This is a genomic window from Shewanella sp. MF05913 (assembly GCF_059758095.1).
Genome location: NZ_JCAYNT010000002.1, coordinates 47,538 through 62,864, shown reverse-complemented (window position 1 = coordinate 62,864; position 15,327 = coordinate 47,538). Strand labels below are relative to the sequence as shown.

12 protein-coding genes are annotated in these 15,327 nt (G+C 43.1%); 11 read left to right on the top strand and 1 reads right to left on the bottom strand.

Translation table 11 applies throughout. The features are described 5' to 3' along the window. Positions 1 to 7: 7 nt before the first annotated feature. The 7 genes from dapB to secF all read left to right on the top strand — a co-directional run bounded on the left by dapB (position 8) and on the right by secF (position 9,882). Positions 8 to 820, top strand: coding sequence for a 4-hydroxy-tetrahydrodipicolinate reductase (gene dapB / locus AC19MV_RS03690; protein WP_432399043.1), 813 nt, complete (start codon positions 8 to 10; stop codon positions 818 to 820). Between the two features lie 173 nt (positions 821 to 993). Continuing rightward, a complete protein-coding gene (gene carA, locus AC19MV_RS03685; protein ID WP_432399209.1) occupies positions 994 to 2,151 on the top strand; it encodes a glutamine-hydrolyzing carbamoyl-phosphate synthase small subunit in 1,158 nt (385 codons plus the stop codon). A 23-nt stretch (positions 2,152 to 2,174) separates the two neighbouring features. Then, positions 2,175 to 5,396: a carbamoyl-phosphate synthase large subunit gene (gene carB / locus AC19MV_RS03680; RefSeq protein WP_432399042.1), complete on the top strand. Its 3,222-nt coding sequence runs from the start codon at positions 2,175 to 2,177 to the stop codon at positions 5,394 to 5,396. Between the two features lie 229 nt (positions 5,397 to 5,625). Further along, on the top strand, positions 5,626 to 6,102 hold the full coding sequence (gene greA, locus AC19MV_RS03675) for a transcription elongation factor GreA (RefSeq protein WP_432399041.1): 477 nt from the start codon (positions 5,626 to 5,628) through the stop codon (positions 6,100 to 6,102). A gap of 249 nt (positions 6,103 to 6,351) precedes the next feature. Next, complete coding sequence (locus AC19MV_RS03670; RefSeq protein WP_498305835.1) at positions 6,352 to 6,948, top strand: hypothetical protein; 597 nt, start codon at positions 6,352 to 6,354, stop codon at positions 6,946 to 6,948. A 138-nt stretch (positions 6,949 to 7,086) separates the two neighbouring features. Beyond that, on the top strand, positions 7,087 to 8,910 hold the full coding sequence (gene secD / locus AC19MV_RS03665) for a protein translocase subunit SecD (protein ID WP_498305834.1): 1,824 nt from the start codon (positions 7,087 to 7,089) through the stop codon (positions 8,908 to 8,910). A gap of 33 nt (positions 8,911 to 8,943) precedes the next feature. Continuing rightward, positions 8,944 to 9,882 (top strand): protein translocase subunit SecF, encoded by a 939-nt coding sequence (secF, locus tag AC19MV_RS03660; RefSeq protein ID WP_498306247.1) that lies wholly within the window; start codon positions 8,944 to 8,946, stop codon positions 9,880 to 9,882. 84 nt (positions 9,883 to 9,966) lie between these two features. Here secF and yhbY read toward each other — a convergent pair whose 3' ends face one another. Next, positions 9,967 to 10,269 carry a ribosome assembly RNA-binding protein YhbY gene (gene yhbY / locus AC19MV_RS03655; protein ID WP_160055271.1) on the bottom strand — a complete coding sequence of 101 codons (303 nt, stop codon included), beginning with the start codon at positions 10,267 to 10,269 and terminating at the stop codon, positions 9,967 to 9,969. A gap of 90 nt (positions 10,270 to 10,359) precedes the next feature. On the opposite strand from yhbY, the gene rlmE reads away from it, so the two are divergent. The 4 genes from rlmE to glmM all read left to right on the top strand — a co-directional run bounded on the left by rlmE (position 10,360) and on the right by glmM (position 15,317). Further along, positions 10,360 to 10,989: a 23S rRNA (uridine(2552)-2'-O)-methyltransferase RlmE gene (rlmE, locus tag AC19MV_RS03650; RefSeq protein ID WP_432399038.1), complete on the top strand. Its 630-nt coding sequence runs from the start codon at positions 10,360 to 10,362 to the stop codon at positions 10,987 to 10,989. A 45-nt stretch (positions 10,990 to 11,034) separates the two neighbouring features. Next, the gene (gene ftsH, locus AC19MV_RS03645; RefSeq protein ID WP_498305833.1) at positions 11,035 to 12,984 is read left to right on the top strand and encodes an ATP-dependent zinc metalloprotease FtsH; all 1,950 of its coding nucleotides are present in this window, start codon (positions 11,035 to 11,037) and stop codon (positions 12,982 to 12,984) included. Positions 12,985 to 13,107: 123 nt separating this feature from the next. Continuing rightward, the gene (gene folP / locus AC19MV_RS03640; RefSeq protein ID WP_498306245.1) at positions 13,108 to 13,887 is read left to right on the top strand and encodes a dihydropteroate synthase; all 780 of its coding nucleotides are present in this window, start codon (positions 13,108 to 13,110) and stop codon (positions 13,885 to 13,887) included. Positions 13,888 to 13,979: 92 nt separating this feature from the next. Next, positions 13,980 to 15,317, top strand: a complete 1,338-nt coding sequence (gene glmM / locus AC19MV_RS03635) for a phosphoglucosamine mutase (RefSeq protein ID WP_432399036.1) — start codon at positions 13,980 to 13,982, stop codon at positions 15,315 to 15,317. Positions 15,318 to 15,327: the final 10 nt, after the last annotated feature.

Here is a 15,327-nt window from a genome sequence, read left to right as displayed (position 1 = left end):
GAAGTTTATGACTGCTAAAGTGAGAATTGCTGTTGTGGGTGCCAGTGGCCGTATGGGCCGTACACTGATTGAATCAGCTAAACAGCAAGAGCTTATTGTGCTTGGTGCTGCTATTGATCGCACGGGTTCAAGCTTGTTAGGTGTTGATGCTGGTGAACTGGCTGGTGTAGGGACGATGAATGTCGCGATCACTGATTCACTTGATTTGGTTGTTAACGACTTTGACGTGCTGATTGATTTTACTTCTCCTGAATCATCTATTGTCCATATCGATTGGTGTGCTAAAAATCGCAAAGCCATTGTTATTGGTACTACCGGTTTTAATCATGCTCAAAAAGAGCAAATTAATGCATATTCTGAACAAGTGCCAGTGGTACTTGCACCGAATATGTCGGTCGGCGTTAACGTGATGTGGAAGTTGCTCGCACTGGCTACACAAGTGATGGGTGATTATACGGATATCGAAATAATCGAAGCGCATCATCGTCATAAAAAAGATGCACCGTCAGGTACAGCATTAAAAATGGGCGAGGTTATTGCTGAAGTATTAGGCCGTGATTTAGAAGAATGTGCTGTTTATGGCCGTGAAGGTATTACAGGTGAACGTGACCGTAATACCATAGGTTTTGCGACTGTTCGTGCTGGTGATATTGTGGGTGAACATACCGCAATCTTCGCAGATATAGGCGAACGGCTAGAAATAACCCATAAAGCATCGAGTCGGATGACTTTTGCTAATGGGGCGATGAGAGCGGCTTTTTGGCTCTCAGATCAAGATGCTGGTCTTTACGACATGCAGCAAGTTCTTGGATTGCATTAACCTTAAAAAACACCTATTTCTGGTGTTTTTTTTTGAAAACAATCCGACAAAATATAGACGTAAATGCTAATTTCTTATACAATCGCTAGAATTTGTCAAAATTTCGTAATTTAACGAAAATTGGTATTTTAGTTAAAAACAAAAACACTTAATTTCAGTGGCTTGGCTCTTTTCTGGAGGTCGCGTTGACACAGTCTGCCTTACTCGTACTCGAAGACGGAACCGTATTCTCTGGCACATCAATTGGTGCTACCGGTATGTCTGTTGGTGAAGTGGTATTTAATACTTCAATGACAGGTTATCAAGAGATTCTTACGGATCCTTCATATTCACGCCAAATAGTAACATTAACCTATCCTCACATCGGTAACACTGGTACCAATGAAGAAGACACAGAATCTGATTCGGTTCATGCATGTGGCTTAATCATTCGTGACTTACCGCTTATGGCGAGTAATTTCCGCAATACACAATCATTAAGCGATTATTTAAAAGCGAATAATGTTGTAGGTATTGCCGATATAGATACTCGCAAACTAACTCGAATTTTGCGTGAAAAAGGTGCTCAAGCCGGTTGTATTATGGTGGGTGACCTAGATGAAGCGAAAGCATTGGCGGCCGCTAAAGCCTTCCCAGGCCTAAAGGGCATGGACTTAGCAAAAGAAGTGACTACCGACAAAGCCTATCAATGGCGTAACGGTAGCTGGAAATTAGTCGGTGGTTTACCGTCTGATACGCCAGCGTCTGAACTTAAATATAAAGTTGTGGCTTATGACTATGGCGTAAAACGTAATATTTTGCGCATGCTGGTTGACCGTGGTTGCGATGTGACCGTTGTTCCGGCGAAAACGTCTGCCGCAGACGTACTTGCAATGAACCCTGATGGGGTCTTTTTATCAAATGGTCCAGGCGATCCTGAACCATGTGATTATGCCATCACTGCGATTCAAGAAATCCTAAAAACTGAGGTACCCGTTTTTGGTATCTGTTTAGGTCACCAATTATTAGCGTTAGCTTCAGGTGCGAAAACCTTAAAAATGAAATTTGGTCACCATGGTGCAAACCATCCAGTGAGCAACATTGAAAAGGGCAACGTGATGATCACCAGTCAAAACCATGGTTTTGCTGCAGATGAAACCACATTACCTGCTAACATTAAGGTCACTCACAAATCGTTATTTGATGGTTCACTTCAAGGTATTCATTTAACCGATAAGCCTGCGTTTAGCTTCCAGGGTCACCCTGAAGCAAGCCCTGGCCCAAATGATGCCGCGCCACTGTTCGATCATTTCATCGAGCTTATTGAACAATACCGTCAGCACGCTAAGTAATTATCTGGGAGTAGACAGAAGCAATGCCAAAACGTACCGATATAAAAAGTATTCTTATCCTAGGTGCCGGTCCAATTGTAATTGGTCAGGCGTGTGAGTTCGATTATTCAGGCGCTCAAGCCTGTAAAGCCCTTCGTGAAGAAGGCTACCGTGTCATTCTGGTAAACTCTAATCCAGCAACAATTATGACCGACCCAGAAATGGCCGATGCAACTTATATCGAACCAATTCATTGGGAAGTGGTTCGCAATATTATTGCTAAAGAACGTCCTGATGCGATTTTGCCCACAATGGGTGGTCAAACCGCATTGAACTGCGCACTTCAATTAGAAGCTAAAGGCGTACTAAAAGAATTCAATGTTGAAATGATTGGTGCAACGGCTGATGCGATTGATAAAGCTGAAGACCGTAGTCGTTTCGACAAAGCGATGAAATCCATTGGTTTAGACTGCCCTCGTGCGGGTATTGCTCATAACATGGATGAAGCTTACGGCGTGTTAGATATGGTGGGTTTCCCCTGTATTATTCGCCCATCTTTCACCATGGGTGGCAGCGGCGGTGGTATTGCCTACAACAAAGAAGAGTTTGAAGAGATTTGTTCTCAAGGCTTGGATTTGTCGCCAACTAACGAGTTATTGATTGATGAATCACTCATTGGTTGGAAAGAATACGAAATGGAAGTGGTCCGTGACCGCAACGATAACTGTATTATCGTATGTGCCATTGAAAACTTTGACCCAATGGGCGTCCATACCGGGGACTCAATCACTGTTGCCCCAGCACAGACGTTAACAGATAAAGAATATCAATTAATGCGTAATGCTTCTTTAGCAGTACTGCGTGAAATTGGTGTTGAAACGGGTGGTTCTAACGTCCAATTTGGTATTTGTCCAAACACAGGTCGTATGGTGATTATTGAGATGAACCCGCGTGTATCACGCTCATCGGCACTTGCCTCTAAAGCCACTGGTTTCCCGATTGCAAAAATTGCCGCCAAGCTTGCTGTTGGTTTCACATTAGATGAACTCAGCAACGACATTACCGGTGGTAAAACACCTGCATCGTTTGAGCCAGCAATCGATTACGTAGTGACTAAAATCCCCCGTTTTAACTTTGAGAAGTTTGCCGGTGCTAATGACCGTTTAACAACCCAAATGAAATCTGTGGGTGAAGTGATGGCCATAGGTCGTACTTTCCAAGAGTCATTGCAAAAAGCATTGCGTGGTTTAGAAGTTGGCCGTAACGGTTTTGACTCAATCATCGATGTGACTTCTCCAGATGCAATGCAAAAAATTCGTCATGAATTAAAAGAGCCTGGCTGTGACCGTATTTGGTATATCGCAGATGCATTCCGCGCTGGTTTATCGCGCGATGAAATCTTCAAATTGACCAATATTGATCACTGGTTCTTGATTCAAATTGAAGATTTGATTGCTGAAGAGGCCAACGTGGCTGAAATTGGCATGTCAGGTTTAAACCAAGATGTGTTACGTAAACTTAAGCGCAAAGGTTTTGCTGATTCGCGCTTAGCTGATGTGTTGGGCGTAAATGAGAGCGAAGTGCGTAAACTACGTCAACGCCATGATATTCATCCCGTTTACAAACGTGTTGATACTTGTGCTGCTGAGTTTTCAACTGACACCGCTTACATGTACTCAACTTATGAAGACGAATGTGAAGCTAACCCATCAAATCGTGACAAAATCATGATTTTGGGTGGCGGCCCTAACCGTATTGGTCAAGGCATTGAGTTTGATTACTGTTGTGTTCACGCGGCATTAGCATTGCGTGAAGACGGTTACGAAACCATTATGGTTAACTGTAATCCTGAAACAGTATCAACCGACTATGACACATCAGATCGTTTGTACTTTGAGCCAGTAACCCTAGAAGATGTGCTAGAAATCGTTCGTATCGAGAAGCCAAAAGGCGTTATCGTTCAATACGGTGGCCAAACACCGCTTAAGCTTGCACGCGAATTAGAAGCCGCAGGTGTACCGATTATTGGTACTAGCCCTGATGCAATTGATCGTGCAGAAGACCGTGAGCGTTTCCAACAAGCCATTCAACGTTTAAACATGAAGCAGCCGCAAAATGCGACAGTAACCACTGTTGAAAGTGCTGTGATTGAAGCTGAAAAAATTGGTTACCCGTTAGTGGTTCGTCCATCTTATGTGTTGGGCGGTCGTGCAATGGAAATTGTATATGACCAGCAGGATTTACTACGTTACTTTAATGAAGCCGTTAAAGTGTCGAATGCGTCACCAGTATTACTTGATCACTTTTTAGATGATGCGATTGAAGTTGATATTGATGCCGTATGTGATGGTGAAACTGTGGTCGTTGGCGCGATAATGGAACACATTGAGCAAGCTGGCGTTCACTCTGGTGACTCTGGTTGTTCATTGCCTCCGTATACACTCAGTGCAGACATTCAGGCCAGAATGCGTGATCAAGTGACAAAGCTTGCTTTCGAGCTCGGCGTTATTGGCTTAATGAACGTGCAGTTTGCGGTTAAAGATAACGAAATCTATATGATTGAAGTTAACCCGCGCGCCGCTCGTACAGTGCCATTTGTGTCAAAAGCCACTGGTGTACCATTAGCCAAGATTGCCGCGCGTGTTATGGCAGGTCAAAGCTTGATATCGCAGAACTTTACCAAAGAGGTTATTCCGCCATTTTATTCGGTAAAAGAAGTGGTATTACCGTTTAATAAGTTCCCAGGTGTTGATCCGCTATTAGGCCCAGAAATGCGCTCTACAGGTGAAGTCATGGGAGTCGGTGATACATTTGCTGAAGCCTATGCCAAAGCCCAGCTTGGTGCGACATCTGAAGTGCCTAAATCTGGCCGCGCGTTATTGTCTGTGCGCAACAGTGATAAAAAGCGAGTATCAGACTTAGCTGCCAAGCTTATTGAGTTAGGTTACGAAATTGATGCGACTCACGGCACTGCTATTATCTTGGGCGAAGCGGGCATTAATCCTCGCTTAGTGAACAAGGTGCATGAAGGTCGTCCGCACATTTTGGACCGCATTAAAAATGGTGAGTACACTTATATTGTAAACACCACCGAAGGCCGTCAAGCCATTGAAGATTCTCGTCAAATTCGTCGTGGTGCATTACGCTATAAAGTAAACTACACGACGACACTTAACGCTGCATTTGCAACATGTCTAGCACATGCGGCAGATGATCGCGTGAAAGTAACGTCAATCCAAGAGCTTCATAAGCGTATTATTGGCTAAACGATAATGTGTGATTGAAAAGGTCGCCATTTGGCGACCTTTTTTATGACATTTTGATGATGGATGACTAGCAAGTCGATAAAAGCTTAGGTAAGCTGTCAGCAACCATCTAAAAGATGCATCCTAGCTACGTACGCGATATCACTTACGTACTTCCAACAGAATTTTTTACTGTGTTGACTTTTTGTCAGCACGGGATGCTTTTGTTTTTAAAGGAGACAAAGACATTATGAGTAAGGTCCCAATGACAGTCGTTGGCGCAGATCAATTGCGTAAAGAACTGGAAATTTTAAAATTTGATCGTCGTCCAAAAATTACCGAGGCCATTGCGTCAGCGCGTGAACTAGGCGATTTAAAAGAAAATGCTGAATATCATGCAGCACGTGAAGATCAAGGTATTTGTGAAGCGCGTATTCGCGATATTGAAGGTAAATTATCTAACGCTCAGATCATTGATGTGCAAAAATTAGAAAATACTGGCCGAGTTATTTTTGGCACAACAGTTACTATTTTGAACATTGATACTGATGCTGAAGTGACTTACCGTATCGTGGGTGATGATGAAGCTGATATTAAACAGAATTTGATTTCTGTGAACTCTCCTATTGCCCGCGGGTTAATTGGCAAAAGTGAAGGCGATGAAGTGTCTATCACCACACCTGGTGGTTTGACTGATTACGAAATCCTGTCGGTGAAGTATATCTAATTTGCACTGGGATTCGTCTTTAAAGCAAATTCGAACGCTTTGTACCTTATGTTATTAATTAAAAACACTTACTGCTCACAGTAAGTGTTTTTTTATTACTACATGTATAAGAATTCATTTGCGCATTAATGAGGGTATCGCTACTATCAACACTCTTTACATTATCGTTACATTTTTAGTGTGCTATCGGCTTAACACAACAGTCAGCTGACTGAAAATGTACATAGACACTAATGCGTTAAGGTATTAATGACGTTTCCTTGGGCTCGAATATTATTGATGTTGCTTATTGTGGGGTTGGGTTCACTCTTCCTTATCAATAGCCGTGTCTTAATAATGTCGACGGCTCAACTTAGTGCGCCACAATTTAATAGTGTTTCATTGAGTGATTGTGTGGTCACACCATCGCAGCATTTGGCAAATTGCGATTTGTCCGCTGCGTCTGTAAATCAAGTAAACGTTATTGACAGTTTTAGCGCTGATATCAGTGCAAGCGTAATGATTAACCCTCGATTAATCGATGTAAAAACAACATTATTAGGTTATGTTGGCTTCGAACATATCAATACGGATATCAATCCGCAACCTAGTTCAAATGACTTCCATTATGTGCCGACATATTCTGCGCGGTACATTAACCTTGCTCAACATCAACCTGATGAAGTAAATCCCAATTATTTACTCGCTTATGAGTTTGTTTCCCCGCCGATCCCGAGCCTGGAAATTGGCTATCAAGTTAACTTTAGTCCGCAATTAGACTGGGTATTATCATCAGCATCTGGCCCTTCTCGTATTTCCGCCTGGAAAGAATCAAACTTACTCTTCGTAAACGCTCAAACCTGTTAGCTAACATTTCTTTGACTACCGATTCTATTAGCTAAGCTAATGGATTTCATTGTGAACCGGTCACTGCTTTAGGCATTGTATCGTTCGCTATTCATTTTTATCGTGGCCATTGGCCGCGGTGTAGTGAGAGCAAGTGTTATGACATCAATAGACAACAATAAACCGTTAAATAAGCAACTCAACAAATACGCTCAGTGGAAATACTGGGTGCTCATTGTGACGTTAATCATACTGTTTTTAAGTGCTTTGCCATCTTGGTATGGCGAAGATGCGGCGGTGCAGTTATCGACCAAATCCCCTAATACAATTTCGTCTGAACAGGTTTATAAGGTATTAAACCGTGCAGGAATTAGCAGTAAGCGAATTGATCAACAGCAGCAAAATGTGTTGGTTGTGTTGCAACAAGCTGATCAGCAAACTCAAGCTAAAAACATCTTGTCAGAATCATTTGCCGACCGTGCGCAAGTCACGTTAGCTTTAGCGCCAGCAGCCCCTGATTGGTTGTTGAACATGGGTTTTGAACCCATCAAATTAGGGCTGGACTTACGTGGAGGAGTGCAGTTTTTACTTGATGTTGACCTAGAGTTAGTATTTAAAAATCAAGCCATTATGGTGAGTGATTCGGTAAAGCAATTTGTGCGAGAGCAACGTATTGGCGGTGTGTTGATTCGTCAAGGTGACGGCGCTGAAATCACCATTGACACATCACAACAAGAAGCAAGAGGGCAAGTTAGACAATTTATAAACCAGCAATACCCATTATGGCAAGTTACTGGACACCAAGACACACTTGTTGTTTCGTTAAGTGAAAGCGAGCAATTAAAGCTAACGAATCTTACCGTGCAACAAAACTTACAAATTATGCGCAGCCGAATTGAAGAGCTCGGTATTACAGAAGCTTTGGTGCAACGCCAAGGTGAAAATCGTATTCGCATCGAGTTACCTGGAGTGCAAGACCCTGCAACGGCTAAAAATGTGATTGGTGCTACTGCGAGCCTAGCATTTTACCCCGTTGCTGAGACCGGATCGGTCAATGCCATTGTGCTTAAAGATGAAAGTGGCAAACCGATTTATGTTGCTCGCAAACCAGTGTTAGGCGGCGATCACATTATTGATGCTCGAGCTGCGGTTGGCGACTTTGGCATGTCAAAAGTGAATATCAGCTTAGATTCTGCCGGTGGTAAGTTAATGTCTGATTTTTCACGCGACAACATTGGTAAACCAATGGCGACAGCGTATAGCGAATACAGCCGTAATGATAAGGGCCAAGCACAACAAACCACTAAAATCATTAGTGTTGCGACTATTCAAAGCCAGCTAGGTAGCAAATTTGAGATAACTGGCGCGGGAACACATCAAGAGGCACAACAATTAGCGCTATTACTTCGAGCAGGTTCAATGACGGCGCCAGTAACAATAGTAGAAGAACGAACAATTGGCCCAAGCTTAGGGGCAGAGAATATTGTCAATGGCTTTGCCGCGCTGGCATTGGGTTTGGCGGTAACGTTGTTATTTATGGCATGTTGGTATCGGCGTTTAGGTTGGGTTGCTAACGTAGCATTGATTGCCAATATGGTGATGTTGTTTGGCTTGTTGGCACTGATTCCTGGCGCTGTATTGACGTTACCGGGCATTGCGGGGTTAGTGCTTACTGTCGGTATGGCCGTAGATACCAACGTACTTATTTTTGAACGTATTAAAGATAAGTTAGCAGAAGGTCGAAGTTTTGCTAGTGCAATTGATGTCGGTTTTGACAGCGCTTTTTCAACCATTATTGACGCTAACTTTACCACAATGATTACTGCGGTTGTGTTGTTTTCAATTGGGAATGGGCCTATTCAAGGGTTCGCATTAACGCTGGGGCTGGGTTTGTTAACTAGCATGTTTACTGGCATTTTTGCTTCTCGAGCAATCATTAATTTAGTGTATGGCCGTGACACTCGTCGCGCGATTAAGGTGTAACCAATGAATTCAAAAGAAGTGAACTCAACACAAATGAACTCAACGCAAGTAAACTCAACTCAGGTGAATAATTTATCACAATCTTTGAGTTATTTAACCAAATGGCGTTATGCATCTAGCCTAATATCGGTAGTACTGATGTTGTTATCTTTAAGTGTTATTGGGGTAAAAGGCTTTAATTGGGGATTAGATTTTACTGGTGGCGTTGTTACCGAAATTCAAATCGATCAACGCATTACCGCTAGCGAAATTCAACCGTTAATGACTGCGGCTTACCAACAAGATGTGAGTGTGATTTCTGCCAGTGAGCCAGGGCGTTGGGTATTACGTTATGCAAATATCCCCGATGAAAATCAACGTCCTGAATTGCAGCAAGTCTTAGCGCCTTTAGCGTCTAATCTGACAGTGTTAAACAGTAGCATTGTGGGTCCACAAGTGGGCCAAGAGTTAGTTGAACAAGGTGGTTTGGCTTTGTTGGTTGCGATGCTGTGTATTATGGGGTATCTGAGTTATCGATTTGAATGGCGCTTAGCGTCTGGAGCATTATTTGCGTTAGTGCACGATGTGGTGTTTGTATTAGCCTTTTTTGCATTAAGCCAAATGGAATTTAATTTAACGGTCCTTGCCGCTATTTTGGCCATTTTAGGCTATTCGCTGAATGACTCCATCATTATTGCCGATAGGGTGCGTGAACAATTAGTGGCTAAACCACAATGGAAAACGACGGATATTAATAATTTGGCGGTTAAGTCTACGTTTTCGCGCACTATGGTGACATCGGGTACGACTTTACTCACGGTGGTGGCATTGTGGATTATGGGCGGCGCGCCGCTTGAAGGTTTTTCAATCGCAATGTTTATTGGTATTTTAACCGGCACATGGTCTTCTATTTCTGTTGGCGCAACCTTACCAGAGTTTTTAGGGCTTAAAACCGAGCATTATCTGATAGTGCCGTTACCTGATACACCGTAAACATAAATTGATTAATTATGTTTCATAAAAATGTGTAATAAAAAAGCCGCTGAAATCAGCGGCTTTTTCACAACAAATGGTTTACTATTTTTTTGCTTTTGGCAAAGCTATCTTCATTTCTGGTGAATGACGGAAGATAACTAATACATGACCGATAAGTTGCACTTTCGCAGACTGGGTTTCACGTATAATGGCGTCAACGATGGCATTTTTTAGCTCTCTGTCTGCAGAGGCTACTTTCACTTTAATCAATTCATGATGTGTAAGAGCGCTATCAATTTCAGCCAGAACACCTTCAGTTAGTCCGTTGCCACCAAGCAGCACCACTGGCTTTAGACTGTGCGCCAGACCTTTTAAATGCTGTTTTTGTTTGGTTGTTAAGTTCATTTGTACCAACTTTTTCTGAGTTACTGTTGAAAAACCGGTATTCTACCCTTATATAAGGCTTATGTAACTCTGAATCGTTGCGGAATTTAAATGGTAACCAAAAAACGTACAGCGAGTTCGACTCGCTGGATGCAAGAACACTTTCACGATCACTATGTGAAATTAGCGCAAAAAAGAGGCTTACGCTCACGTGCTGCATTTAAGTTAGAAGAAATCCAGCAAAAAGACAGCTTGATTAGATCTGGCATGACAGTGGTAGATTTAGGGGCCGCCCCCGGCGGATGGTCACAAGTTGCAGTTAAACTCGTGGGGGATAATGGTAAAGTCATCGCGTGTGATATTTTACCGATGGACCCTATTGTTGGCGTAGATTTTCTTCAAGGTGATTTTAGAGAAGACAAAGTATTACAGGCATTGCTTGACCGAGTAGGGCAAGATAAAGTGGATGTGGTACTATCAGATATGGCTCCGAACATGAGTGGTTCGGATGTTGTAGATCAACCTAGAGCCATGTATTTAGTGGAATTAGCGCTAGATATGTGTCATCAAGTGTTGGCGCCTAATGGCTGTTTTGCTGTTAAGGTCTTTCAGGGGGAGGGCTTTGACGAGTACATGAAAACAGTTAAAGAGGCATTCAAAGTAGTAAAAACCCGAAAACCAGACTCCTCTAGAGCGCGCTCTCGAGAAGTCTATCTAGTGGCGACTGGTTACAAGTTGTAGTAGTCTAACGTTAATAATCGCAGGACTGTTAAGAGGTCTAGTAATTTGAGTGACATGGCAAAAAATTTAATACTCTGGGTTGTCATCGCTGTTGTGCTGATGTCAGTGTTTCAGGGTTATTCCCCCTCTTCTTCGAATTCGCAGAAGATGGATTACTCCGCCTTTTTGGACAACGTCCGAAATGGTCAAATCAACACGGTCGAAATTAAAAGCGACCAAAGAACGATTGAAGGGACTAAACGTACCGGCGAGAAGTTCACCACTATTATGCCTATGTATGACCAAGATTTAATTAATGATCTTGACCGTAAAGGTATTACCCTAAAAGGCCAGGAAGCAGAAGAGTCAGGTTTTTTAACTCAAATCTTTATTTCTTGGTTCCCTATGTTACTGCTTATAGGCGTATGGATTTTCTTCATGCGACAAATGCAAGGTGGTGGCGGTAAGGGCGCAATGTCATTTGGTAAAAGTAAAGCCAAACTGATGAGCGAAGACCAAATCAAAACTACTTTTGCTGATGTTGCCGGTTGTGATGAAGCAAAAGAAGAAGTGAAAGAGCTAGTTGATTACTTACGTGATCCAACCAAGTTTCAAAAGTTAGGCGGTCGTATTCCTACTGGTATATTAATGGTAGGGCAGCCTGGTACCGGTAAAACCTTGCTAGCTAAGGCTATTGCGGGTGAATCCAAAGTTCCATTTTTTACCATTTCAGGTTCTGATTTTGTGGAAATGTTTGTGGGTGTTGGTGCATCTCGTGTGCGTGACATGTTCGAACAGGCCAAAAAGTCAGCTCCATGCATTATCTTTATCGATGAAATCGATGCTGTAGGTCGCCAGCGTGGCGCAGGCGTAGGTGGTGGTCATGATGAACGTGAGCAAACATTAAACCAAATGTTGGTTGAAATGGATGGCTTTGAAGGTAATGAAGGCGTGATTGTCATTGCGGCAACTAACCGTCCAGACGTACTCGATTCTGCACTGCTTCGTCCGGGTCGATTTGACCGTCAAGTTGTTGTTGGTTTGCCTGATGTACGTGGTCGTGAACAAATCCTTAAAGTGCACATGCGCAAAGTGCCTTTGTCTGACGATGTTAAAGCAAGCGTTATCGCTCGTGGTACGCCTGGTTTCTCTGGTGCAGATTTAGCTAACCTAGTCAATGAAGCGGCCTTGTTTGCTGCTCGTGGTAATCGCCGCGTCGTTGGCATGGAAGAGTTTGAACGTGCCAAAGATAAAATCATGATGGGTGCCGAGCGCCGTTCTATGGTGATGTCTGAAGAAGACAAAGAGATGACCGCTTATCATGAAGCTGGCCATGCGATTGTAGGTTGCTTAGTGCCAGAGCACGATCCTGTGCATAAAGTAACCATCATTCCTCGTGGACGAGCTCTTGGTGTCACTTTCTTCTTACCAGAAGCCGATGCTGTTAGCCAAAGCCGTCGCAAGCTTGAATCGCAGATTTCTGTAGCCTACGGCGGACGTTTAGCTGAAGAACTTATTTACGGTAGTGAAAAAGTCTCTACAGGTGCATCGCAAGACATTAAATACGCAACGTCAATTGCACGTAACATGGTTACCCAATGGGGGTTCTCTGACAAGCTGGGGCCTTTACTGTATGCAGAAGAAGAAAACGAAGTTTTCTTAGGCCGCAGTATGGGTAAATCTAAAGCGATGTCAGGTGATACGGCGTCATTAATTGACTCTGAAATCAAAATGTTTATCGATAAAAACTATCAACGTGCGCAAACCATGTTGACTGAAAATATGGATATTTTACATGCGATGAAAGATGCTTTGATGAAATACGAAACAATTGATTCGTTGCAAATCGATGATTTGATGCATCGCCGTGAAGTACGTATGCCAGCCGATTGGCAAAAAGATGAATCGTCTGATGACAAAGATGGCGGAAACAGCGCGCCTAAAGTTGAAGATGAGAAGTCAGAAGAGAAACCTAAAACTGATATTAGTGACGCAGATGAATCACCTGCTAAATAAATAATCAAACCAATAAAGAAAACCCCGAAAGGGGTTTTCTTGTTTTTAATCTACGTTAGGACATTACCTGTGTTTCAATTAACTCATGCCAGTAAAACCCTCGATTTAACAGCACCAATCGTGATGGGGATTGTTAATGTCACCCCTGATTCTTTTTCTGATGGCGGCGTATATAGTGATTTTGAGCTGGCGTGCCGTCATGTTGATGACATGGTTGAGCAAGGTGCATTAATGATCGATGTCGGCGGTGAGTCAACAAGACCTGGCGCTACAGAGGTATCCATTGAGCAGGAGTTGGCTCGAGTTATTCCTATTATTGAATATATTGCTAAAACCCATAATGTGTGGATTTCAATCGACACCAGTAAGCCTGAAGTGATGGAGGCCGCAGTCGATGCGGGCGCTAATTTAATCAATGATGTACGTGCATTACAATTACCTGGTGCGCTAGCTATGGCCGCGTCGCTTGATGTCCCTATTTGCTTAATGCACATGCAAGGCGAACCTCAAACTATGCAAGATGCCCCAGCTTACGATGATGTAGTAGATGAAGTTGCTGCATTTTTCGAATTGCGTATCGCGTATTGTGAAGCTGCGGGTATAGAGCGCGAACGGTTAATTCTTGATCCTGGTTTTGGCTTTGGTAAAACTTTAGCGCATAATTACCGACTATTAGCTATGTTACCTAAATTACATGAGTTTCATTTGCCGGTATTAGTCGGCTTATCTCGTAAAAGCATGATTGGCAACTTGTTAGGTCGTGATACTGATCAGCGCCTTGCCGGCAGTTTAGCGGGGGCATTAATTGCGGCGCAACAAGGCGCGCAGATTATTCGTGTTCATGACGTAGCTGAAACAGTTGATGTACTAAAGGTAATGTCAGCCACCATGGAACAGTTATAATTATCTCGGTTGTTGTATATGTAATATGGCAATCCGTAATCGCAAAATCATAATAATATTTAACACAAAGTGAATCACTTAAGTGGGGAACTGTGAAGCAAAGAAAATTTTTTGGGACTGACGGCATTCGCGGTAAAGTGGGTGACGGAAAAATGACCCCTGAGTTGGCATTAAAGCTTGGTTGGGCTGCGGGTCGTGTTTTGTCCAGAAATGGCACTCAAAAAGTCATCATTGGTAAAGACACTCGTATTTCAGGGTATTTATTTGAGTCAGCATTAGAAGCCGGCTTATCTGCCGCGGGTTTAAATGTGTTGCTATTAGGACCAATGCCGACTCCTGCTGTTGCCTATTTAACCAGAACATTTAGAGCCGAAGCGGGTGTGGTTATCAGTGCGTCGCATAACCCTTACTACGACAATGGTATCAAATTCTTTTCAACTGACGGCAGCAAGCTTGATGATGCTATTGAGCTTGAGATTGAAGCCGAACTTGAAAAGCCTCTAGTGTGTGTCGAGTCTCATTTATTAGGTAAGGCGCGCCGTATAGAAGATGCCGCAGGGCGTTATATTGAATACTGCAAAGGAAATTTTCCGGCAGATCATACTTTGGAAGGATTAAAGATTGTCGTCGATTGCGCTCATGGTGCGACTTATCATATCGCTCCGAATGTATTTAGGGAATTGGGTGCAGATGTTATTGCTATTGGTGATAAACCAAACGGTTTAAACATTAACGACAAAGTTGGCGCCACCTCGATGGCCAAAATATGCGAAACGGTATTAGCCGAAAATGCTGATTTAGGTATCGCCCTCGATGGTGACGGCGATCGCATTATGATGGTTAACAATCGTGGCGAAGTCATAGATGGCGATCAAATATTATATATTTTAGCCGTAGATGCGCAAAAGCGTGGTATTTTAAAAGGTGGTGTAGTGGGTACCTTAATGTCTAATTTAGGGTTAGACTTAGCACTGCAAGCGCTTGATATTCCGTTTGTTCGTTCAAATGTGGGTGATCGGTACGTAATGGAAATGTTAAAGCAACATGACTGGCGCATCGGTGGTGAAAATTCAGGCCACATTCTTAACCTCGATCATGGTACCACTGGCGACGGTATTGTGGCTGGTATTTTGGTACTTGCCGCAATGAGAAGACAGCAAGCAACGCTTGAACAACTCACTGAGCCAATGAAGATGTTACCTCAGGTACTGGTGAATGTTCGCTTTGAAGGAACCACCAATCCACTCGACACCGATGCAGTTAAAATGGCGCAGGTAAAAGTGGAAGCACAATTGGGTGCTCGCGGACGAGTATTACTGCGTAAGTCAGGTACCGAGCCGTTAATCCGAGTCATGGTCGAAGGAGATGACCACTCGCAAGTACTTGCACATGCAAATAGTATCGCAGAGGCGGTAAAAGCAGCATGTTAATTATTTGAAT

Excerpts from the sequence above, each read along its gene's own strand:
- dapB (WP_432399043.1), top strand. The coding sequence starts at position 8 with ATGACTGCTAAAGTGAGAATTGCTGTTGTGGGTGCCAGTGGCCGTATG.
- carB (WP_432399042.1), top strand. The coding sequence starts at position 2,175 with ATGCCAAAACGTACCGATATAAAAAGTATTCTTATCCTAGGTGCCGGT.
- greA (WP_432399041.1), top strand. The coding sequence starts at position 5,626 with ATGAGTAAGGTCCCAATGACAGTCGTTGGCGCAGATCAATTGCGTAAA.
- AC19MV_RS03670 (WP_498305835.1), top strand. The coding sequence starts at position 6,352 with ATGACGTTTCCTTGGGCTCGAATATTATTGATGTTGCTTATTGTGGGG.
- secD (WP_498305834.1), top strand. The coding sequence starts at position 7,087 with ATGACATCAATAGACAACAATAAACCGTTAAATAAGCAACTCAACAAA.
- secF (WP_498306247.1), top strand. The coding sequence starts at position 8,944 with ATGAACTCAACGCAAGTAAACTCAACTCAGGTGAATAATTTATCACAA.
- yhbY (WP_160055271.1), bottom strand. The coding sequence starts at position 10,269 with ATGAACTTAACAACCAAACAAAAACAGCATTTAAAAGGTCTGGCGCAC.
- rlmE (WP_432399038.1), top strand. The coding sequence starts at position 10,360 with ATGGTAACCAAAAAACGTACAGCGAGTTCGACTCGCTGGATGCAAGAA.
- folP (WP_498306245.1), top strand. The coding sequence starts at position 13,108 with ATGGGGATTGTTAATGTCACCCCTGATTCTTTTTCTGATGGCGGCGTA.